Genomic DNA, 21,616 nt, shown 5'->3' with positions numbered 1-21,616 from the left:
GAGGCGCCGCCGTTTCGCGGCGGCACCGATCGCGGCCGGGAAGCCGCATCGCGCGTTGCACAGGATCGCCTTGCGCCACGGTCCTGTCGATACCGGGTGAAACATGGTTGATCGGGAGAAACCCTGATCGCGCGTCAGGCAGGTGGCGCGTCGTGCTTGATTGTATGGATAACGAAGTTTATTCGAAACCGTGTCCGCGTCTGGAAGCGAGATGCGGTTCGCTTCGGACGGTGGCAGCGGGAAATCGGTAGAGGGCGGTCGGATGCGTCGCCCGGGAATCGGGCGACGGTCGGCCATGAAGCGGTGAGGCGCGTGCTATCAGGAAACGGCGGGCTGCACGATGATCTTCACGTTCCGGTCCTTGTGGTTGACCAGTTCCTCGAACCCGCGCGCGACGATGTCGCCGAGCGCGATGCGCCCGGTGATGAGCGGCTGCACGTCGATGCGGCCGTCCGCGATGAAACGGATCACGTCCGCGAACTCGCCGTTGTAGGCGAGCGAGCCGATCACTTCCTTCTCGGTCGACACGATGTCGAAGAAGTTGAACGGCGTCGGCTCCTCGAAGATGCCGACCATCACCGACTTGCCGGCCTTGCGGATCACGTCGATCGCGAGCTTCGCGGTGGCCGTGTGCCCGATGCACTCGAACGACACGTCGGCGCCGTAACCACCCGTCAGCGCCTTGACTTCCGCGACCGCGTCCGACGTCTTCGGATCGATGACGACGCTCGCGCCGACTTCCAGCGCCTTCTGCTTGCGCGCGGCCGACATCTCCAGCGCGATCACGCGCCCGGCGCCCGCGGCCTTCGCGCACATGATCGTGCACAGGCCGATCGTGCCCGCGCCGACCACGACGACGGTCTGCCCGACGATGTTGCCGGCCTTCTTCACCGCATGCAGCCCGACCGCGAGCGGCTCGATCAGCGCGCCGGCCTCGGTCGGGAAGTTGTCGGGCAGCTTGTACAGCAGTTCGGCCGGCACGTTGACGAATTCGGCAAACGCGCCGTTGTTCATCAGCCCGGTGAACGCGAGGTTCTCGCAGATGTTGTACAGCCCGTGCCGGCAATACCAGCAGGTGCCGCAATGCTGGCACGCATCGGCCGTCACGCGGTCGCCGACCGCGAAGCCGGAGACGCCTTCGCCGAGATCGGCGATTTCGCCGCTGAACTCGTGGCCGAGGATGCACTGGCCTTTCAGTCCCGTCAGCGGATGCGGCGCGTCGACCGGGATGAACACGGGCCCCGCGACGTATTCGTGCAGGTCGGAGCCGCAGATGCCGCACCAGTGCACGCGAATCGTGACCCAGCCGGCCGGCGGGCGCTGCGGAACGGGAACCTCTTCGACGCGGATGTCGTGGCGGCCGCGCCAGACGGCGGCTTTCATGCTGCGGGCGGTGATCGGTGCCGGTGTACTCACGTTGCTGTCTCCGTCAGGTTGTCGTCGGGCGCGTGGCATGGCTGCCGCGGCGCCCGTCGCGCGAATGCGCGCTCGACCGATATGCAGGAACGGGGCCAGCGTGGATCGGTGTCCGTTACGGTCATCGAATGGAGGGAGATGTGTGCGGTGCAGCATGCTTCATTCCCCCGGCGGGAAATGATTTTGCGAGCAATGCATACGGAATGTGCTGCGCGCGAGAAACGGTGGATCGAGTGAGACGCCGGGACAGTCGTCTCACCGCGATGAGACGGATCGTGAGACGAACGGCAGCACGTGGTGCGGTGCGCTGTGTGCTCAGGCGACGACTTCGTCCACCGTGACCGGCGCGAGCGGCGTGAAGCCGGCGGCACGGTACAGCGGCTGACCCGCCTCGGTCGACACGAGCCACGCGCGCCGCGCGCCACGTTGCCGCGCGTGCGCGACGATGGCGGACAGCAGTTGCGTCGCGAGGCCGCGGCGCCGGAATGCGTCTGCCGTCCCGACGCGGTCGACGACGATATCGCGCGGCGACGCGAAGCCGTAGCGCGCGGTGGCAGCGATCCGCCCGTCGACGCGATGCGCGAATAGGAACGCGGCCGGATTCGGCTGGAACGGCGGGAAAGTGTCGCTGACGTTGAACGCGTCGATGTCCGTGGGCGTGTGGCAGGCGAGCGCTTGCGCGAGCGCGTCGCTGCCGGACAATACGTCGATATCGGCGGCCATGAAGGTTTCTTCCGACAGCCGGCGTGTCCTGCCGTGCAGCGCGGGCGGCAGCGGCGCGGCGCCGTAGCGCGTGATCCACGCGCCGACCGCAAACGGGCCGTCGCCGGAGGCGGGCGCGCCCTCGATAACGAAATGCTCGAAAGGCCGGCCCATGCCGCCGTCGAACTGCACGACCTGGCCGTCCGGGCTGTCGCGCAGCGGGGCGTCGCGACGGTCGCGTGCGGCGCAGTAGCCGGCGATGAACGTGTGCACGGCAGCCTTGCGACGGGGGAACGCCGACCAGGCTTCGTCGAGCGGGAACAGGGCGGCAGGAGCGGGGGAGGCGGTCGGCATGCGTCGGTGCACCACGTCGTCGGGGCGAAGCCGACAGCTTAAATCAGGATGCCGCAGCCGTCGCGCCGACCGATTGTCGCGATCGCCGAAACGCATCGTTGCGCAAGTTACCCCTTTACTTGAAGTTAACTTCAATTTGTATCATGTGCGCCAGTCCGACTGCGGGCGCGTGAGACATCCCGTTGCGCGCGCCCGCTTCAACGGAGGTGGAGATGACCGAATCGCCTGTCGCGGCCGATGCCGCCGCGCTGCCGTCGCGCGGTTACCGGGCCGCCGTCGCGAACGTCGTGCTGGCGAGCATCGTAGCGTCGCTGCACGTCGGCAAGGCGACGATCGCGTTACCGTCGTTGCAACACGAGTTCGGTGGCTCGCTTGCATCGCTGAGCGGGATCATGTCGGTGTTTCCGTTCGTCGGCGTGTTCGGCGGGATCGCGGCCGGGTTGCTGGTGCGGCGCTGGGGCGACCGGCGGTTGCTGACGACGGGCCTCGTTTTCCTCGGGGCGTCGAGCGTCGCAGGCGCGTGGGCGGGCAGCTTCGCGCTGCTGCTGGCCACGCGCTTCGCCGAAGGGCTCGGTTTCGTGATCGTGGTTGTTGCCGCGCCGGCCGTGCTGAATCGCGTGACGCCGCCCGAGCGGCGCAATCTCGCGTTCGGTCTGTGGAGCACGTTCATGCCGGCCGGCATGGCGCTGTCGATGCTCGTCGGGCCGCTGCTCGGCGGCTGGCGCAACGGCTGGCTCGCGGCCGCGGTCCTGACGTTCGTCGCGGCGGCCGCGGTACCCGTGACGACATCGGCCGGCACGCCGTCGCGTCAGGCGGCTGCGACACGCATCGGGCCCGCGCTGCGCGACGTGCTCGGGTCGCGCTCGACCACGCTCCTGGCGCTGGGCTTCGCGACCTACAACGTGCAGTTCTTCGCGGTGATGACGTTCCTGCCGGTGTTCCTGATGCAGCGCCTCGGCGTCACGGTCGGCGCGGCGGGGCTGATCAGTGCGGCGATCGTCGCCGCGTGCGTGATCGGCAACCTGACGGCCGGCTGGTTGCTGTCACGCGGTGCGCGGCCGGGAATCGTGATGGCCGCGACGTCGGTTGCGATCGGTGCGGCCGGCGCGGGGCTCTTCGGCGCGGCGACGCCCGCGCCGCTCGCGGTCGCGCTGGGCTTCGCGTTCTCTGCCCTGGCCGGGATGCTGCCCGCGACGATTCTCGCCTGTGCGCCGGGTTCCGCGCCTTCGCCGTCGCTGGCGCCGCTCAGTATCGGCTGGGTCGTGCAGGGCAACTATCTTGGCCAGGTGATCGGGCCGCTGGCGATCGGCGCGATCGTCGGTGCGTTCGGCTGGCCTGGCGGCATCGGGCTGATGCTCGCGGCCGCCGCGGCCGGTGCGGCGATCGGCGTGGCGTTGCTGAGCGAACCGCTGGGCCGGCGCTGAGTGCGCCGGTGCCGTTCAACCTGCACGGAAATTCGTCAAGCATGCTCAACACCCTGGAAAGCCCGACCTGCGAAGAAGACGTGTCGTGCGACGCGCCTGCATATGGCGAGCACGAAGCGAGGCCGCCGCGCGATGGCGTCGTCGCCCAACCGTTCGTGACGATCGGCCGTGCGTCGGGGCCGGAGCACGCGGCGGCGGTTTCGCCGTTGCGTCCGCAACTGTTCGTCACGGTGCTGGAGGCCGGTGACGACGGCCTGCTGATTCGATGGGTCGAGAGCGGCCGTTGCCATTACGGCGAACAACGCTGGCGTTTGCGCGTCGCGCTGCAGCCGGGCCGCTGCGCGATCTCGGGGCAGCCGATCGCGCCGGGCGAGCCCGTGTTCCGGCCGGTGCGGCGGCCCGTGCCGGCCAATGGCGACGAGATGATCTGCCCGGCGTCGGTGCCGGGCGCGGCCGCCGCGACGCGCGACGTGGCCGCGGGGCACGACGACGCGCACGACTCGGCCGACGTGCTCGACTGAGCGGAACGCCGGCCGGCCGTGGATCCGCGTTACTTCTTCAGGTCGTGCCGGTACTGGATGAACCCCGCATTGTTCGCGAGCTTGTCGTACAGTGCGCGCGCGGTCGTGTTGGTTTCGTGCGTGAGCCAGTACACGCGGCTCGCGCCGGCTTCGCGGGCGCGTGCGTAGACGGCCTCGATCAGCGCGCCGCCCGCGCCTTGCCCGCGCGCGTCGGGGGCCGTGTACAGGTCCTGCAGATAGCAGTATGGCCCTTCGGTCCAGCACGAACGGTGGTAGATCGAATGCACGATCCCGACCAGCTTGCCCGACGCGTCGAAGGCGCCTAGCACGAACATCGGTTCGGCGGGATCCATCAGGCGTGCCCACGTCGTGGCGAATACCGCATCGCTCAGCGCGGTGTCGTAGAACTTCTGATAGCCCTGCCACAGCGGGCGCCACGCGGCTTCGTCGGCGGCGACGAGCGGGCGTACCGTGACGCGCGTGGCGTCGTTCGCACGGCTGGCCGCGTCGCGCGCGCCGGCCTGCGCGTGGCGGATCGCGGTGAGCGAGCGGCGCTGGTTGCCCTGCGCGTCGAAGTTGTCCGGTGCGAGCCACGCTTCGAACGCGGCGCGCACGTCCGGCCATTCGCCGTCGACGATCGAGAACCAGGCGGTGTCGCGATTGCGGCCCTTGTAGACGATCGCCTGCCGGAACGTGCCTTCGTAACGGAAGCCGAGCCGCGCGGCCGCCTTGCGCGACGGTTCGTTGAGGTCGTCGCACTTCCATTCGTAGCGCCGGTAGCCGAGCGTGTCGAACGCGTACTTCATCAGCAGGAACTGCGCTTCGGTCGAGACCGGCGTGCGCTTGAGCAGCGGCGAGAACGTGACGGAGCCGACTTCGATCACGCCGTTGGCCGGATCGATGCGCATCAGCGCGAGCGTGCCGACCGCGCGGCCCGTGGCGCGATCGATCACCGTGTAGTGCAGCGGATCGGCGCTCGCCTGCGCGCCGCGTGCGTAGTCGCGGTAGCTTGCCTCGTCGGTGTACGGGCCGTGCGCGAGATAGGTCCAGTCGCTGCCGTCGGGCGCTTGTGCGTAGGCGGCGTACAGGTCGGCCGCATGGCGCTCGGCGTCGAGCGGTTCGAGCCGGCAGTAGCGGCCTTCGAGCGCGATGCGCTCCGGGCGCGGGCGCGCGGACCAGTCGGGGACGGGGTGGCCGATGGATTGCTGGAAGGCGTTGGTGAGCGTGGACAAGGTCGATCTCGCTTCGGTTGGCGGCCGGCGACATGCCGGCATGCAGACGATCGTAGTCCCGGCGAGGTACCATGAGAAGCGCCAGGGATCGGCAAATTTATGGTGCCACGATCTGGCGGCCGCCGGCTTCGCGCCACTCGCCGCGCGCCACGTTCCGACATTTTCACGCTGCGATGTTCCGATGACGACTGCCTCCTTTCCTTCCGGCGACGCGCCGTTGCTGCCGCTCGACGTACCGCTGGCGCGCGCACCGGGCGCACCTTCGCTGCAGCGCCAGTTGCTGCGCCGCGTGCGCGACGCGATTCTCGGCGGAGCGATGCCGGCCGGCACGCGGCTGCCTGGCACGCGCGCGCTGGCGGAGACGCTCGGCGTGTCGCGCAACACGACGGCCGCCGTCTACGAGCAGCTCGTCGCCGAGGGGTTCCTGCAGTCCGACCGTCGCGGCACACGCGTGGTCGGGTTGTCGCGGCCGGCGCCGCCGCGCCGGCGAGCGGCGCCGCCGTCCGTCGCCCAGCGGCTCGACCGGATTCGTCCGAGCCTCATCGGCGCCGGCGAGTCGGAGGGGTTCCGGCCGGGCGTGCCCGCGCTGTCGCATTTCCCGGTGGACGCGTGGCGGCACGCGATCGACCGCGCATTGCGCCGTGCCGGCCGCGACCTGCTGGCGTACGGTGACCCGCTCGGCGAGCGCGCGTTGCGCGAATCGATCGCGCGCCATCTGGCCGTGACGCGCGGCGTGCGCTGCGATCCCGAGCAGATCGTGATCACGGAAGGCGCGCAGGGCGCGATCGCGCTGTGCGCGCAGCTGCTGACCAACCCGGGCGATACGGTGTGGGTCGAGGAGCCCGGCTATCGCGGCGCGCGTACGGCGATGCAGGCGGCCGATCTCGAGGTCGTGCCGATGCCGGTCGACGCGGAGGGACTGCGCGCGGAAGCGGACGACTGGCGCGAACGGACGCCGCGCCTCGTCTACACGACGCCGTCGAACCAGTTCCCGACCGGCGCCGTGCTGTCGATTTCGCGCCGGCTCGCGCTGATCGATGCGGCGCGCCGGCATCGCGCGTGGATCATCGAGGACGACTACGACAGCGAATTCCGTCACACCGGCGAGCCGATCGGCGCGATGCACGGGCTTGCTCCCGATTCGCCCGTCGTTTATCTCGGTTCGTTCAGCAAGACGATGTTTCCGGCGTTGCGGATCGGTTTTCTCGTGCTGCCCGAGGCGCTATTGGCCGCCGTGCGGCCGGCGCTGCCGGAGATGCTGCGCGGCGGGACGCGTCACGTGCAGCTCGCGCTGGCCGATTTCATCGAGACCGGCGAGTACGGCCGGCATCTCGGGCGGATGCGCCGGCTGTATCGCGACCGGCGGCGTTTGCTGCTCGCCGCGCTCGACAGCAGCCTCGGCGTGCCGCACCAGGTGGAGGGCGGGCCGTGCGGGCTGCATCTCGCGTTGCGGATGCCGGCGCGCTATCGCGACCGCGCGATCGTCGACGCGGCCCGCGCGCACGGCATCGGGCCGTTTCCGCTGTCGGGCTTTTCGATCGACGCGGGGCGGGCGGGCAATGGGCTCGTGCTCGGGTTCGGCAATACGTCGGCCGATGCGTTCGAGCCGATGTTGAGGATGCTGTCGGCGCTCGCGGAGCGGGTGGGCCGCGGGTGACACGTAACGGCATGGCTCTGCCATTCAAGCAAGCAGATGCGTGGAGCTTGCGACATGGTCTCCGCGACGATTAGCGAGGAATCTGCGTCGTGTTGCCGGTGCGTCAAGTCACGAGCGCCGGCCGGCGAAGGGCAGCTTGGGTGATCGTCTCCGGAAAGGCGGGGGACGGGTAGCAAGCCGGCCCCGTGGCCCGAACCTCGACCGAGCGCAATGGCGTTTTACCGGTGCTTTCGACGCGACGAAATATGAAGTCGATCCTTTAAATATTAAATATCGTGAAAATAAGGGGGTCACCGTCGATCTCCGGTTTTGCTTGGTAGGCTCGGCGGCGCTGTCGTTTCGATCGTAAAAAATAGTCAATGGTGCTTGCAAGTACCGATGGGATAAGCGACGATGAATTCGCTGTAACAAACGGTTAATTTCGAGAAATCCGGCGCGGTGTCAGTAGTCACCCGTGTTCATTACATATACCGTTTGCGAGACCGTATGGCATCCCATGAACTCCGATTCAAATCGATATTGCTTCCCGAACCTGCTGGAAGCGTTCTTGATCGTCGTCGTGCTGAATATGATCGAGTACCTGATGAACTCGATCATCTGGTCGATCGGCCGTGGCGCCGGCCTCCAAACAATGGCAATTGCCAGCATCGGGCGTGTTCTCGCGAACGGGCTCGTATTTACCGTGCTGCTTTATCACGGCAAATGGACTTACCGTAATTTGCTGCATGACGGCACCGAACCCTGGCGAGTGACGCTCGGGCGGTTTCTGGTTCCCGCCTTGCTGATCACACCGGGATTGTTGCTGGTGATGAGCGTGCTTGAAGTTGGCGTCGGGCAGTTTTTCCCGTTGAACGGGAGCCGGGCTGAAGCCCGCGAGTTTTACGTTAACGGTGGACTCGGCCTGATCGTGTTGACTTGCTTGATTGCGCCGCTAGTTGAAGAGATGCTGTTTCGCGGTGTCATGCTCCGCAGCTTCTTGAGGCAGTATCCGTCGGGAGCGGCTATCGCCCACTCGGCGGCGGTATTCGGTCTCGCGCATTTGAATGTCCATCAGTTCGTTCTCGCATTCGGACTTGGTTTGTTGATTGGAAAACTTTACGCGGCCACACGATCACTGTTGCCCGGTATCTTGATTCATGCCTGCTACAACACGGCCGTGGTGATCGTCGCACTGAAATCTCCGTTCGTGTTGTCCAGAGAGAGTCTTCTGGATATCTGGCCGATATCGTGGTGGTTCGGTGCGCTCGTGTCGGGCAGCGCCGGTGCATGGTTGCTGGTCAGGTCGGTCGATGCGCTGCGCATCGGGCCGGCAAACAAAGGCGGCGTGAACTGAGGGCACGCAATTATTTTTACAACGAGAAAACGAGGTGAAGCATGCGGGGCAAGCAAGTCTGGCTGGCGGGTCTGACGAGTACGGTATTGATGCTGACAGGGTGCGGTGGCGGCGATGACGGAGGCACCGCCACGACGGGCAGTAACGCGTCGAACAACAACACGGCCGGGACGCCGCCCGCTACGTCATCGCCGGGTACCACCGCCGAGCCTTCCGTACAAACGGCATGCCGACCTAACGGCAACTTCAACTACTCGGGTTCCGCGTCGCCGGTCGCGGCGAGCAATGGTCAACTGGCGGTACTCGTGGTGCCGAATTTGCCGAGCGACTACGCGAAGAATCGCAACTTCACTGCGGCCAACGTGCCCGCGACGAGCTTGGTTCAGCAGGGAAGCGGCGCGTTTACGACGCTTGCATCGTCTGCCGCGGCGACCGATTGCCTTGGGCTCGACCACGGAACCGTCACCGACATCCAGGGCGTCGGCACCGATGTTGCGATCGGCCGCTGGATTCGCGCGATGGATACCGACGGCAACACTTATACCGATACGCAAGGCGTTCACTACGCTGTCGGTACGCCGCTGTCGTTGCCCGCGACAGGCGGTCCGCTCGCGTGTACGCAAGTAATTGCCGACACGGTGGCGAGCAACGACGGCAGCACGTCGGGTACGCTCGTTTCGAGTTCGGCCACGCTGGATCCCGGTACGCGCGTACTCACCTCGCTGAACCTGACGATCAAGCTGACGAGTGCGCAATACGGACTGACGTACACGCAAGTGCCGTTGAACGGTGTGCTGAAGACCACCGGGCCCGCCACGATTCAGTCGATCGTCGTCGGACACGACGCGACTCAGCCGCTGGTGGCTGTCGGTTACTCGGCTGCGTTGCCGAACACGCAAGGGGTGGGTGGCGTGGTGGTGTTGTCGTGCCACTGACCGGGGCCGATGCAGGCTTGTCGACGGGCCAAAGGCGATAGCGGACAGGCCGCGGTTTGCGTGCCGCCTGTCCGCGATGCGTGACAGGCGGACAAGCCATAGCGGACTGCCACGCCCGCGTTCACAACTACCGGCAACGATTCTCAGCTCGCGCGCGCGTCGACGCGTGGTGGATGTGCGGATTGACGAACCGCGCACTTTGTCCGGAACGAACGCCATCGCGGCTCCGCGCCCGCCGCCCCATCCGGCATACGGGTTTCGATTCATCTGTTCGAACAGGCCGCGTGGACTATAAATGGATGCGTGTACCGGTGCTTGTCGGGCGCCTGCGCGTTTCGCGCAGGCCGGCGCCGCGACTGCCGGGGGAGGTGCACCGTGGTTTGCCAGACGCTTGCTCGCGCCGTGCTTCGCACCGCGTTGATCGGGGGCGTGCTTGCCGTTTTTTCGCCGCCGCCCGCTGCCGTTGCCGCCCCCCTCGCACCGCCCGCCGCGCCACGCGCGATGAAGCAGCGGGCGCCCGCCGCGCCTTACGCGATGCCGGTCGATTTTCCGGCGATCGTCGACCGCTACGGTCCGGCCGTCGTGACCATCATGGCTGCCGCGCCCGACCAGCAAACGGGCGGTCCGTCCTTCGCGATGCTCGATCCCGACGATCCGCTCGCCGCATTTTTCCGGCACGACGCGCCGCCGCCCGCGCAGGGAGCGCAGGCGCCGCAGACGCCGGCACCCGACACGGCGCCGCGTGCGGTGTCGGGTAGCGGCTCGGGCTTCATCGTCAGCGCAGACGGCCTGATCCTCACGTCGGCCCATGTGGTCGACGAGGCGACCGACGTGACGGTGCGGCTGACCGACCGCCGCGAATTCAAGGCGACCGTGCTGGCCGTCGATCCGCAAAGCGATGTCGCGTTGCTGCGCGTCAGCGCGACGAAACTGCCGTTCGTGCGCATCGGCGATGCGTCGAAGGTCCGCGCGGGTGAGCCGGTGATGACGATCGGCGCGCCGGACGGGGCGGGCAACACGGTCACGGCCGGCATCGTCAGCGCGACGTCGCACCGGTTGCCGGACGGCAGCACGTTCCCGTTCTTCGAAACCGACATCGCGCCGAATCCCGACAATTCGGGCGGCCCCGTGTTCAATCGCGCGGGCGACGTGATCGGCATCGCGGTGCAGGTCTACACCGGCAACGATCGCTACGCGAGCATGACGTTCGCGATTCCGATCGCATTCGCGGCAAAGGTGCGCGCGCAGTGGCAGGCGCAACAGCAGACACAGATGCAGGCGCAACAGGCTCAGGCGTCCGCCCCCGGGGCGTCGCCCGGCAACGCGTTCGGCGTCGACGTGCAGGACGTCGGCGTCGGGCTGGCCGCGGCATTCGGGCTGCCGCGTCCGGCGGGCGCGCTCGTCAACGGCGTCGCGCCGGGCTCGCCGGCCGCCGCGGCCGGTCTGAAGCCCGGCGACGTGATCGTGAAGTTCGGCGACAAGGCGATTGGCCGCTCGGCCGAACTGAACGACCTGGCCGCCGCGCTGCCGCCCGGCGAGAAGGCGCCGCTGCGCGTGATCCGCAACCGCGCGCCGGTGATGCTGACGATCACGGGCGCCGATGACGCGGCCGGGAACGCACCGGCCGCGACGGCGGGCATGGCCGCGCCGAAGGCTGCGGCACGATCGGGCCCGGGGGCGGGCGACCGGGGCGACCGGGGCGACCGGCTGGGACTGACGATGCACGCGCTGAGCGACGACGAGCGCCGTTCGACGGGGCTCGCGGTCGGGATGATGGTGGACGCGGTGCACGGGCCGGCCGCGAACGCGGGCATCCAGCCGGGCGACGTCGTCCTGGAACTCAACGACACGCTGCTCGAGACGCCGGACGACGTGCAGTCGCTCGAAGCGAGCGGCGGCAACGTGATCGCCGTGCTGATCCAGCGCAACAACGCGCGGAAGTTCGTGTCGGTGCGCGCGCGTTAGGGCGTTGACGCGGCCGGCGTCGTCCGCCTAACATCGTCCGATATCACGGGCGGTCTGCCCGGCATTCAGGAGCCATTCGGCATGAAAACGGCTTGCTTCATCGTCGTAGTCCACAGGCGCAGGGTCCGGTAGCGGCAACGCGCCGGCACCCATGCGCCCCCGACTCGTTCGGGGGCTTTTTTTTGCATTGCGCACGGCCGTCGGGCACGTGCATGGAGGGCATCCGCTTGTCATCGAACCCGCCGATCGATTCCGCCCCGGCGTCGCCGCGACAGGCGACGCTGATCCTGCTGTGCGCGCTCTCGGTGCTGCCGCTGAGCCTGTTCCTGCCGTCGTTGCCGGCGATCGCGCGCGACCTGCGCACCGACTATGCGCTCGTCGCGCTGTCGCTCGGCGGTTACGCGGCGGTGGCCGCGTCGCTCGAGTTCGTGATGGGACCGCTGTCGGACCGGTTCGGGCGGCGGCCGGTCGTGCTGACGAGCGTCGGCATATTCGCGCTCGGTTCGCTCGGCTGCGCGATGGCGGCCGATGTCCGCGTGTTTCTCGCGTGCCGGGTGATGCAGGCGGCGATCACGTCGGTCTACCCGGTGTCGATGGCGACGATCCGCGATACCGGCGGCGGCGCGCGCGCGGCGAGCCGGATCGGCTATGCGGCGATGGCGGCCGCGTTCGCGCCGATGCTCGGCCCGACGCTTGGCGGCGCGCTCGACCAGGCGGCCGGCTGGCGGGCGAGCTTCTGGCTGCTCGGCGCGGCCGGCATCGCGCTGTTCGGCTGGTGCGCGTTCGATCTCGTCGAAACCCATACGCAGCGTTCATCGAGCTTCCGGCAGCAGCTTCGTGCCTATCCGGCGCTGCTGCGCGCGCGCCGTTTCTGGGCCTATGCGCTTTGCATGGCGTTCTCGACGGGCGCGTTCTACGCATTCCTGGCCGGCGCGCCGCTCGCCGCGAAAACGCTGTTCGGCATCCCGCCGGCGGAGATCGGCTTCTGCATGGGGACGATCACGGCCGGTTTCGTCGGCGGCAGCTTTCTGGCCGCGCGCGTCGCGCGCCGCTACGCACTGGCCACGACGATCCTGTGCGGACGCGTCGTCGCGTGTGCGGGGCCGCTGATCGCGCTCGCGCTCGGCGGCGCGACGCATCCGCTCGCGTGGTTCGGCCCGTGCGTGCTGGTCGGCATCGGCAACGGGCTGACGAATCCCGGCGCGCATGCCGGCGCGGTGTCGGTGCGCCCGGAGCTGGCGGGCACCGCGTCGGGGCTGGCCGGTGCGATGACGATCGCCGGCGGCGCCGCGTGGTCGTCGCTGACGGGCGCGGTGCTGACCGCCGGCAACGCGGGTTACGCGCCGCTCGCGATGATGCTGCTGTCGACGGCGATCGCGCTGGCGGCCGCGATCTGCGTGAGGATATTCGATGCGCGGGACGCCGCACGCTGACCGCGGGTGCGGCCCGGTACCGTGGCGCGGTCGATTGGCGGACAATCCGTCGAATACCGGGAGACGATGCACCCTCCGCGAGCCGTATTCGCCGACGCGCGAACGGTGCCTGGGCGAGGAAGCGATGAGCGATTTTTCAGATTTCCAGCGGGACATTGCCGATGCCGCGAGGGCGACCTTCAAGGCGCTGCGGGCGTTGCACCCCGACGAACATTTCTACGCGTTCGCGCTTTATACGGACAGCGGCGCGATGACGGTGGTGCCGGCCGCCAATTCGATCGAGGGGCTGGGCCGGATCCGCGCGCAACGGGCGATCGCGGACGACGATCCGGCGCCGTGGTGCACGTGGGGCTCCGCCGAATGGGCGTACGAGGCGGCGGAGGCCTCGCCGTTCAACGCGATCTGCGGCAGGCTGGCCGACGAAGTGCTGAGCCCGCGGTTCGTCCAGTCGCGATTCGCGGCATTCTCGCGGCAACTGCAGACCGACATGATCGAGGCATTGCGGCTGCTCGACCGCGAGGGCCTGTTCGGTACGGGCGAGGACAGGGCGGCCATCACGCTGTTCGTGTCGATCAGCGACGACGACGCGGCCGAGGCACTGGAAAACGCATCGGCGAAAGCGCTGAATCCGCCGGCCGTCGCCGACGCATTCCTGCGCCGTTACGGCTGACCGGCATCGGGATACCGCACGGCGGCCCGGACGGGCGGCCGCCGTGCGTGCCGCATTACGGCTTCGCGCCCACCACGAATTCGAACGTCGCGACGCCGTCGACGCCGCCCGTCACGCGGTCGCCCGGCTGCAGCGCGCCGACGCCGGCCGGCGTGCCGGTGAAGATCAGGTCGCCGGCCTTCAGCTCGACCGAACGCGACACGTAGGCGATGACGTCGGGCACGGCCCAGATCATGTCGGCCAGATCGCCTTGCTGGCGCGTGTCGCCGTTCACGGCGAGCCAGATGCGGCCCGTCGCCGGGTGGCCGGTGGCCGATGCCGCGCGCAGGGCGGTCACGGGGCCCGATGCGTCGAAACCCTTCGCCCAGTCCCACGGGCGGCTCAGCTTCTTCGCCTCGGCCTGCAGGTCGCGGCGCGTGAGGTCGACACCGACGCCGTAGCCCCAGACGTGCGACAGCGCGTCGGCCGGGTCGATCGACCGGCCATCCTTGCCGATGGCGACCACCAGCTCGATTTCATGATGGAGGTCGTTCGTCAGCGGCGGATAGGCGACGGTGCCGCTGGCCGGGACGATCGCGTCGGCCGGCTTCGTGAAGAAGAACGGCGGTTCGCGGTCGGGATCGGCGCCCATTTCGCGGGCATGGTCGGCGTAGTTGCGGCCGACGCAGAATACGCGGCGCACCGGAAAGCGCGCGGACGACTGGTCGACTTCGACGGAAGGACGCTCGGCGGCGTCGATGACATAGGCGGACATCGGATGGCCTCGTTCGGTGGGAAGACGGATACCGGTGCCCGTGCGGCGCCCGGGTCGGCATGCGTGCAACGATACCCGACGCGCGGGCGGCCGGATGCGACGCAACTGCGTTTTACCGGGACAAAACTACGTGTCGGCGGCCGCCGGCGCATCGTCGCCGTCCGGGAGCGCGGCGTTCGCGTCGCGGTAGGCCTTCGGCGACACGCCGACGCGCGCCCGGAAGCGCCGCGCGAAATACCCTTCGTCGCGGAAGCCGACCGAGCGCGCGATGTCCGCGATGCGCCGGCTCGTGTGGGCCAGCAGCGATTGCGCGAGCGCGATCCGGCGCTCGGTCACGAGATCGGTGAACGTGCTGCCGGTTTCCTTGCGGATCAGGTGCGCGAGATAGTTCGGCGACAGGAACGCGGCCTCGGCGGTCGCGGCGAGCGTCAGGTCCTCGCGGGTCAGGTTCGCGCGGACGTGCCGCAGCACGCGCGCGAGCGCGTCGCGCCGGCCCGCACGCTGGGCGCCGCGCTGCGCGAGCTTGTCGAGCGCACCCGCATACTGCGTGCAGACGAGCCCGATCAGCTGCAGCAGATAGCCGCGCAGCAACGTGGTCGAGCCGAACGTGCGCACGCGATCGGTGTCGAGCATGCACAGCGCGAGGCGGCGTGCCTCGTCGAACGTGTCGCCGGTCAGGATGAAGTCGAGATGCTCCTGGAAGCGGAACGGCGTCAGCTCGGGGAAGCGGTGTGCGGGCACGTCCTCGAGATCGAGCGGATCGACGTCGAGATCGGCGCGCAGGAACGCCTGGCTGAAGTTGATCACGATGAAATGCGCGCCGTCCGGATGCGGGATCAGGTGCTCGCGGTGCGGCAGCACGAACGCGAGCGCGCCGCGCGGAAACGGCCGCGTGACGCCGCCGATCCGTTGCTCGGTGTCGCCGCCGAGGTTGAACTGGATCTGGAAATACGCGTGCCGGTGCGGCTCGGTGATCGCCTGCCGCGATGCCTGGTCGCGGATGTAGAAGTCGAGCCGGTCGCTGCGTTCGGGCATCCCATACAGGCGCGGCGGGGCGGTGGAGGGCATGAGGGATTCTGCTGTGGATGACGCGGTTGAGCCGCGATGGTACAGCGAACCGGGCGCGGCCGGAACGTGCGGGCGCGTGGCGGCGCGGCGATCAGGCGTCCGGATGGAAGCCGAGATAGCGGGCGTGCGGCTCCGTGCCGCGGGCGGCGAGCATGCTCGATGCACCGACCGACACGAGCGTTTCCACCGTGGGCGCGCGGTTCGACACCAGCGTCCATTCGATTGCGGCGCCGGTTTCGGCCGGCAACGGGGTGCGCAGGTCGGTCAGCGCGGCGAGCAACGCGGCGGCAGGCGGCGCATGAACCATGAAGCCTTCATTGGCGACGGCCGCGGTATCGATGCCCAGCGCCGCGCACAGCCGCGCGCGCAACGGCGTCTCGGCTTCGCTCGCCGCGCGCGAGCGTGCGATGGTCTCGTGCGTTGCCGCGTCCACGAGCATGCCGCCGCGGACCAGCGGCGCGCGCTGCCACGCGTCGGGCGGGCATTGCTTGCCGCCGGGCATCAGCGGCACGAACGGATTGACTTCGGCCGGATAGATCCGGCACACGAGCGGGCGTTCGTCGTAGATCCCGCAGCGCAGGTCGTCGCGCAGGTTCGGGCACGGGCCGGCATGCGACGCGGTGAGCACGGCCGTGATGCGCACGGGCAGCGAACCGCTCGTCGCGGGCGTCGAACGCGCGCGCTTGTAGGCAGCGAACGCGTCGCCGGGCTCGGGTTCGACGGGCCACGGCATCGCGTCGCACAGCAGTTCCACGTGGCCGCCGCGTTGCAGCCATGCGATCGCCTCGTCGAGCGTCAGCGGAATGCGCAGGTCGCGGCAGCATGCGCCGCATCCGGTGCAGGCAAAGTCGAGGTCGGTCGAGGTGGTATTCATGAGGGGATGGCGGGGACATCGGGCGGGACGCGAGGCATGGCGAGGCCGCCGGTGATTGCGTTCATCGGCCGAGCAGCGGTGCCACGCGGCGGCGGAGTTCGGGCACGACTTCGGCGTCGAACCACGGGTGGTGCTTGAACCACGCCTGGTTGCGCGGCGACGGATGCGGCAGCGGCACCACGCCGGGGCCGTAGTCGCGCCACGCGTGCACGGTGTCGGTCAGCGTCGCCTGGCGCGTGTCGCGCAGGAAATGCCGCTGCGCGTACTGGCCGACCAGCAGCGTCAGGCGGATCGACGGCAGTTCGGCCAGCAGCCGGTCGAGCCACAGCGGCGCGCACTCCGGGCGCGGCGGGTTGTCGCCGCTCGCGCCGCGGCCCGGATAGCAGAAACCCATCGGCACGATCGCGAAGCGCGCTTCGTCGTAGAAGGTGTCGGCGTCGACGTCGAGCCAGCCGCGCAGCCGCTTGCCGCTCGCGTCGTCCCACGGGATGCCGCTCGCGTGGACGCGTGCGCCCGGCGCCTGCCCGACGATCAGGATGCGTGCGTCGCGATGGGCGCGCACGACGGGGCGCGGGCCGAGCGGCAGGTCGGCTTCGCAGGCACGGCATGCGCGGATTTCGGTGAGCAGCACGTCGAGCGGCGCGCGCGTACGTTTCGGCATCGATTCGGATCGGGGACGGAGTGGTCATGCGGTGTCGCCCGGGCGGTGCCTGCCGGCCGCCGCCGGGTGGCCTGGAGCGGTGTGGCGCGGCCCGGGAGTGCGCCTTCGGCTTCAGGCGCGCGCATTACGCGCGCGACGGGCCCGATGCGCCGCCTTCGGCGACCGCAGCATCATACAACGCAGTCTGCGCGATTGCCGCGGCGATCGCCGCATCGTCGTGCGGGCCGTCGAGCATCCCCCAGCGCCGGTATTGGGACAGGAACCAGCGGCCTTCGAGCGGATCGGGCCGGTTCACGGTACCGCCGTCGTGGAAGCGGATCGGCAGCGGCGGCGTGGCGAACGGCCCGGCGCCGTAGTCGCCGAGCAGGCGCGGCGCGATCAAGCGGGCCGGCACGCCGAGCGCGTCGGGGGACGCGAGCCAGTCGGCGGCCTCGCGGCGATGCGCGGCGCTGTCGAGCCACGCACACGCATCGACGAGCGTGCGGATCAGCGCTCGCGCGGTGGCCGGATACAGCGCGACGAAGTCGCGCCGCGCCGCCAGCACCTTTTCCGGATGATCGGGCCAGATCTCGCTCGTGACCGCGACGGTGCGGCCCGCGCCGCATGCGTCGGCCACCGCGTGCCATGGCTCGCCGGCACAGAAGCCGTCGAGCTCGCCGCCGGCGAGCGCGGCGACCATCTCGGGCGGCGGGATCACGACGCTGCGCACGTCGCGCAGCGGATCGACGCCGTGCGACGCGAGCCAGTGGTTCAGCCACATCGCGTGCGTGCCGGTCGGGAACGTCTGCGCGAGCAGCGGCTTGCGGCCGAGCGTCGCGAACGTGTCGCGCAGGCTGCCGGTGTCGCGGAACGCGTCGGCGAGGCCGCGCGACAATGTGATCGCCTGGCCGTTGCGGTTCAGCACCATCAGCGCGGCCATGTCGGCCTGCGGGCCGCCGATGCCGAGCTGCAGCCCGGTGACGAGGCCGTACAGCGCATGCGCGGCGTCGAGTTCGCCGCTCAGCAGCTTGTCGCGCACGGCGGCCCAGGACGGCTGGCGGCTCGGCTCGAGCGTGAGGCCGTGCCGCGCGCCGAGGTTCAGGCGCTGCGCGACGATCAGCGGGGCCGCGTCGCTCAGCGCGACGAACCCGAGGCGAAGATGGGCGCGTTCCGGCGCGGCGGGAGGTGAGGTATCCATGGCACTCATGACTGGGGTGAGGCGTCGAGCAGTTGGCGCGCGACGTCGACGATGCGCAGGCCCTGATCCATCGCGCGCTTGCGCAGCGCCGCGTACGCATCGTGCTCGGACAGCTTGCGCTGGTCCATCAGCGCGCGTTTCGCGCGGTCGATCAGCTTGCGTTCCGCGAGTTCGCGCTCGACGTCGGCCAGCCGGCGGCGCAGCGCATCGTCGTGCGAGAAGCGCGCGAGCGCGACTTCGAGAATCGGGGCGAGCCGCTCGGCCGACAAGCCTTCGACGAGATACGCGCTGACGCCCGCGCCGACCGCCGCTCGGATCAGTTCCTGGTCGGCGTCGTGGCTGAACATCAGCACGGGGCGCGGCGCGGTCGTGTGCATCACCGCAAGTTGTTCGAGCGTGTCGCGCGACGGCGAATCGGTGTCGATGATCACGACGTCGGGGCGCTGCTCCTCGACGGCTGCCGGCAGGCGCGCGGGTGTCGCGACGTCGTTCAGCATCTCGTAGCCGAGGCGCGCGAGCGCGTCGCCGAGCTCGCCGATCGGCTTGTCGGTGTCGGTAACGAGCAGCACGCGCAGGCGGGGGGGGCTGGGCAGGCGAACTCATGAGGCAGGCGACAGGAGCGGTGAAGCCGCGGGGCCGCGCGCGAACGACGCATGCAGGCCGCGCGCGTGGCCGTTGGCGGCGGGAACGGAGAGCGGCCGAAGCCGTGCGAAGCCGCGCATGTCAGGCGGCCCGCGAAAACACCGTGCCGACCGCGGCATCCGCATCCTGCGCGGCGGCTTCGCCGATCGCGCCGCCGACGAGGATCACGGCCGGGCTGCCGAGCCGCGCGGCGTCGATGCCGTGCGCAAGCGTGCCGAGCGTGCCGGTCCAGCGGCGTTCGTCGGGCGTGCCGGCCCATTGCACGGCCGCTGCCGGCGTCGACGCCGGCAGCGCGGCGAGCAGGCCCGACGCGATGCGGTCGATGCGGCTCATCCCCATGTAGATCGCGAGCGTCGTGCCGGTCGCCGCGAGCCGCGCCCAGTCGGGTTCGCCGTGATCCTGGCGGTGTGCGGTGACGAACGTGACGCCCTGGCAGTGCGCGCGGTGCGTGAGCGAGACGCCGAGGCTCGCGGCGGCCGCGAATCCCGACGAGATGCCGCTGACGATCTCGACCGGAATCGCGGCGGCGCGCAGTGTCGCGAGTTCTTCGCCGGCGCGGCCGAACAGCAGCGCGTCGCCGCCTTTCACGCGCACCACGTGCGCGCCGCGCAGCGCGTAGCGGCGCATCAGCTTCTCGATGAATGCCTGCGGCGTGGAGCGGCAGCCGCCGCGCTTGCCGACGCGGATCACGCGCGCCCGCGGCGCGAGTTCGGCGATGCCGGGCGCGACCAGGTCGTCGAGCAGCAGCACGTCGGCGGCGGCGAGTGCCTTTACGGCCTTCAACGTGAGGAGATCGGGATCGCCGGGGCCGGCGCCCAGCAGCGTGACTTTGCCAGTCGTCATGTCGTGTTCCATTGCCGCATGCGTGCGTGCGGCGGTCGATAACGGTCTGCGCGGTGGCGGCGGGCGATCGAAACACACCGGCATCCGCCGTGCCGCGCACGGGAGGGACGCCGTTGTCCTGGGGGAGCCTGTCCCGAAGGGCGGGCAAGGGTTTGCGGGAACTGCCCACCGGCGCCGTTGCCGGTGTCGCGCACGAGATCGAGCAATATCCGGGCCAACCGGTGCACGGCCCGGCACGCACCGCGCGCGGGCAGCCACCATGCCGTATCGCGTGCGTCGTGCGCCACGTGTGCGCACCGCGATGTCGCACGGCGACAGTGCTGCAGCGCACCACATCTGTGCCTCGTTGCCTCACCGCGCAGCGTCCGCCGCGCGTCGCCGGGCGCCGCATGCCGGCCGGCAAGCCTTGTACGGCGGGGCTGCGGGCCCGATTGGCGGCAACATGGCATGGCGTTTGCGTAAGCCGATTCGGGCGGATCAACGGCGATTCGTCCGCAGTACCGATTACCGACGCGCCCGGCAACGGGCTTCTTGGGCAACGGCGTCCTACGCATCGGGTCTCGACGAGACCGGGTGCGCAGGACGCCGTTTTTCGTTTGGCGGATGACATGACCGACAAAGCTACCCGTATCGATCTCTTCAGCTTCCGCACCGCGCCGATGCGCGCGTTCCACATGACGTGGATGGCGTTCTTCGTCTGTTTCTTCGCGTGGTTCGCGTGCGCGCCGCTGATGCCGCTCATTGCACGCGAATTTCACCTGACGGCGGCTCAGGTCGCCAACATCAACATCGCCGCGGTGGCCGCGACGATCGCCGTGCGGCTGCTCGTCGGCCCGTTGTGCGACCGCTTCGGCCCGCGCCGCGTGTATGTCGGCCTGCTGCTGCTCGGCGCGATTCCCGTGTTCGCGGTGTCGTTCACGCACGACTACCTGTCGTTCCTGATCTGCCGGCTCGGCATCGGTGCGATCGGCGCGGGCTTCGTGATCACGCAGTACCACACGTCGGTCATGTTCGCGCCGAACGTCGTCGGCACCGCGAACGCGACGACGGCGGGCTGGGGCAACGCCGGTGCCGGCGCGACGCAGGCGCTGATGCCGCTGCTCGTCGCCGCCGGCCTGATGCTCGGCCTCGGCGAGGATTCGTCGTGGCGCGTCGCGCTGGTCGTGCCGGGCGTCGCGATGCTCGTGATGGCCTGGGCGTACTGGCGTTTCACGCAGGACTGCCCGCAAGGCGACATCATCGCGCTGCGCAAGGAAGGCGTGACGGTCGACAGCGGCAAGAAGGGCGGCTGGGCGAGCTTTGTCGCCGCATGCGCGAACTATCGCGTGTGGATGCTGTTCGTCACCTACGGTGCGTGCTTCGGCGTCGAGGTATTCATCCACAACATCGCCGCGCTGTACTACGTCAATCACTTCAGCCTGTCGCTGAAGGACGCCGGTTTCGCGGTCGGCCTGTTCGGGCTGCTCGCGCTGTTCGCCCGCGCGCTCGGCGGCTGGCTGTCCGACAAGATCGCCGCGCGCCGCAGCCTCGACGTGCGCGCGGCGCTGCTGTGCGCGCTGATCGTCGGCGAAGGGCTCGGGCTGATCTGGTTCTCGCATGCGCAAAGCGTCGGCGTCGCACTCGTCGCGATGCTGGCCTTCGGCCTGTTCACGCACATGGCCTGCGGCGCGACCTACGCGCTGGTGCCGTTCATCGACCGCAAGGCGCTCGGCGGCGTCGCGGGGATCGTCGGCGCGGGCGGCAACGTCGGCGCGGTGGCGGCGGCTTTCCTGCTGAAGGGCGTGGGCGACGTGCAGCAGACGCTGAGCCTGCTCGGCCTCGTCGTGACCGCGACCGCGCTGTGCGCGATGGCCGTGCGCTTCAGCGAAGAACACAAGGCACGCGAAGCCGAGCTGCGCGATCGCGCGCTGGCCGCCGCCAACGCCGCGAACTGATCGAGCGAAGGAACCTTCACC

The 21,616-nt window shown here is 69.5% G+C and carries 19 protein-coding genes; 9 read left to right on the top strand and 10 right to left on the bottom strand.

Annotated features, from left to right (window positions below):
• Positions 1-318: 318 nt before the first annotated feature.
• Both HWX00_RS20635 and HWX00_RS20630 read right to left on the bottom strand, forming a co-directional pair.
• Complete coding sequence (locus HWX00_RS20635) at positions 319-1,383, bottom strand: 2,3-butanediol dehydrogenase (RefSeq protein WP_034191231.1); 1,065 nt, start codon at positions 1,381-1,383, stop codon at positions 319-321.
• Between the two features lie 348 nt (positions 1,384-1,731).
• The gene (locus HWX00_RS20630) at positions 1,732-2,472 is read right to left on the bottom strand and encodes a GNAT family N-acetyltransferase (RefSeq protein ID WP_124608832.1); all 741 of its coding nucleotides are present in this window, start codon (positions 2,470-2,472) and stop codon (positions 1,732-1,734) included.
• Between the two features lie 212 nt (positions 2,473-2,684).
• Here HWX00_RS20630 and HWX00_RS20625 point away from each other — a divergent pair, with 212 nt between their 5' ends.
• Both HWX00_RS20625 and HWX00_RS20620 read left to right on the top strand, forming a co-directional pair.
• Positions 2,685-3,896 carry an MFS transporter gene (locus tag HWX00_RS20625; RefSeq protein WP_175028568.1) on the top strand — a complete coding sequence of 404 codons (1,212 nt, stop codon included), beginning with the start codon at positions 2,685-2,687 and terminating at the stop codon, positions 3,894-3,896.
• A gap of 41 nt (positions 3,897-3,937) precedes the next feature.
• Positions 3,938-4,417, top strand: a complete 480-nt coding sequence (locus HWX00_RS20620) for a DUF3331 domain-containing protein (RefSeq protein WP_059556621.1) — start codon at positions 3,938-3,940, stop codon at positions 4,415-4,417.
• Between the two features lie 29 nt (positions 4,418-4,446).
• Here the strand turns inward: HWX00_RS20620 and HWX00_RS20615 are convergent, their stop codons facing one another.
• The gene (locus tag HWX00_RS20615; RefSeq protein WP_049031364.1) at positions 4,447-5,649 is read right to left on the bottom strand and encodes a GNAT family N-acetyltransferase; all 1,203 of its coding nucleotides are present in this window, start codon (positions 5,647-5,649) and stop codon (positions 4,447-4,449) included.
• 181 nt (positions 5,650-5,830) lie between these two features.
• On the opposite strand from HWX00_RS20615, the gene pdxR reads away from it, so the two are divergent.
• The 6 genes from pdxR to HWX00_RS20585 all read left to right on the top strand — a co-directional run bounded on the left by pdxR (position 5,831) and on the right by HWX00_RS20585 (position 13,642).
• Positions 5,831-7,306 (top strand): MocR-like pyridoxine biosynthesis transcription factor PdxR, encoded by a 1,476-nt coding sequence (gene pdxR, locus HWX00_RS20610; protein ID WP_175028567.1) that lies wholly within the window; start codon positions 5,831-5,833, stop codon positions 7,304-7,306.
• 496 nt (positions 7,307-7,802) lie between these two features.
• Positions 7,803-8,639 (top strand): CPBP family intramembrane glutamic endopeptidase, encoded by an 837-nt coding sequence (locus HWX00_RS20605; protein ID WP_175028566.1) that lies wholly within the window; start codon positions 7,803-7,805, stop codon positions 8,637-8,639.
• Between the two features lie 41 nt (positions 8,640-8,680).
• Positions 8,681-9,574, top strand: a complete 894-nt coding sequence (locus HWX00_RS20600) for a hypothetical protein (protein ID WP_226193964.1) — start codon at positions 8,681-8,683, stop codon at positions 9,572-9,574.
• 375 nt (positions 9,575-9,949) lie between these two features.
• On the top strand, positions 9,950-11,539 hold the full coding sequence (locus HWX00_RS20595; RefSeq protein ID WP_175028565.1) for a trypsin-like peptidase domain-containing protein: 1,590 nt from the start codon (positions 9,950-9,952) through the stop codon (positions 11,537-11,539).
• 212 nt (positions 11,540-11,751) lie between these two features.
• Positions 11,752-12,972, top strand: a complete 1,221-nt coding sequence (locus tag HWX00_RS20590; RefSeq protein ID WP_404823829.1) for an MFS transporter — start codon at positions 11,752-11,754, stop codon at positions 12,970-12,972.
• A 124-nt stretch (positions 12,973-13,096) separates the two neighbouring features.
• A complete protein-coding gene (locus HWX00_RS20585) occupies positions 13,097-13,642 on the top strand; it encodes a DUF4303 domain-containing protein (RefSeq protein ID WP_175028563.1) in 546 nt (181 codons plus the stop codon).
• Positions 13,643-13,697: 55 nt separating this feature from the next.
• Here HWX00_RS20585 and HWX00_RS20580 read toward each other — a convergent pair whose 3' ends face one another.
• From HWX00_RS20580 to cobA, 7 genes are all read right to left on the bottom strand, one after another.
• On the bottom strand, positions 13,698-14,396 hold the full coding sequence (locus HWX00_RS20580; protein ID WP_046548002.1) for a fumarylacetoacetate hydrolase family protein: 699 nt from the start codon (positions 14,394-14,396) through the stop codon (positions 13,698-13,700).
• A 126-nt stretch (positions 14,397-14,522) separates the two neighbouring features.
• The gene (locus tag HWX00_RS20575; protein WP_059556617.1) at positions 14,523-15,464 is read right to left on the bottom strand and encodes a helix-turn-helix transcriptional regulator; all 942 of its coding nucleotides are present in this window, start codon (positions 15,462-15,464) and stop codon (positions 14,523-14,525) included.
• 91 nt (positions 15,465-15,555) lie between these two features.
• Positions 15,556-16,338, bottom strand: a complete 783-nt coding sequence (locus tag HWX00_RS20570) for a YkgJ family cysteine cluster protein (RefSeq protein WP_069704685.1) — start codon at positions 16,336-16,338, stop codon at positions 15,556-15,558.
• Between the two features lie 61 nt (positions 16,339-16,399).
• Positions 16,400-16,999 carry a uracil-DNA glycosylase family protein gene (locus HWX00_RS20565; RefSeq protein WP_069704686.1) on the bottom strand — a complete coding sequence of 200 codons (600 nt, stop codon included), beginning with the start codon at positions 16,997-16,999 and terminating at the stop codon, positions 16,400-16,402.
• A gap of 124 nt (positions 17,000-17,123) precedes the next feature.
• Positions 17,124-18,176, bottom strand: coding sequence for a CmpA/NrtA family ABC transporter substrate-binding protein (locus HWX00_RS20560; protein WP_034191243.1), 1,053 nt, complete (start codon positions 18,174-18,176; stop codon positions 17,124-17,126).
• Between the two features lie 5 nt (positions 18,177-18,181).
• Entirely contained in the window at positions 18,182-18,769 is a 588-nt protein-coding gene (locus tag HWX00_RS20555; protein WP_175028570.1) for an ANTAR domain-containing response regulator, read from the bottom strand.
• 130 nt (positions 18,770-18,899) lie between these two features.
• Positions 18,900-19,661 (bottom strand): uroporphyrinogen-III C-methyltransferase, encoded by a 762-nt coding sequence (cobA, locus tag HWX00_RS20550; RefSeq protein ID WP_049030155.1) that lies wholly within the window; start codon positions 19,659-19,661, stop codon positions 18,900-18,902.
• 608 nt (positions 19,662-20,269) lie between these two features.
• On the opposite strand from cobA, the gene HWX00_RS20545 reads away from it, so the two are divergent.
• Positions 20,270-21,595: an MFS transporter gene (locus HWX00_RS20545; RefSeq protein ID WP_175028562.1), complete on the top strand. Its 1,326-nt coding sequence runs from the start codon at positions 20,270-20,272 to the stop codon at positions 21,593-21,595.
• The last annotated feature ends 21 nt before the right edge of the window (positions 21,596-21,616 follow it).

The organism is Burkholderia seminalis DSM 23518, from assembly GCF_902832885.1.
Taxonomy (GTDB): Bacteria; Pseudomonadota; Gammaproteobacteria; order Burkholderiales; family Burkholderiaceae; genus Burkholderia; species Burkholderia seminalis.
Note: the sequence above shows the minus strand (reverse complement) of the source record. Positions and strands in the feature narration are given on the sequence as shown.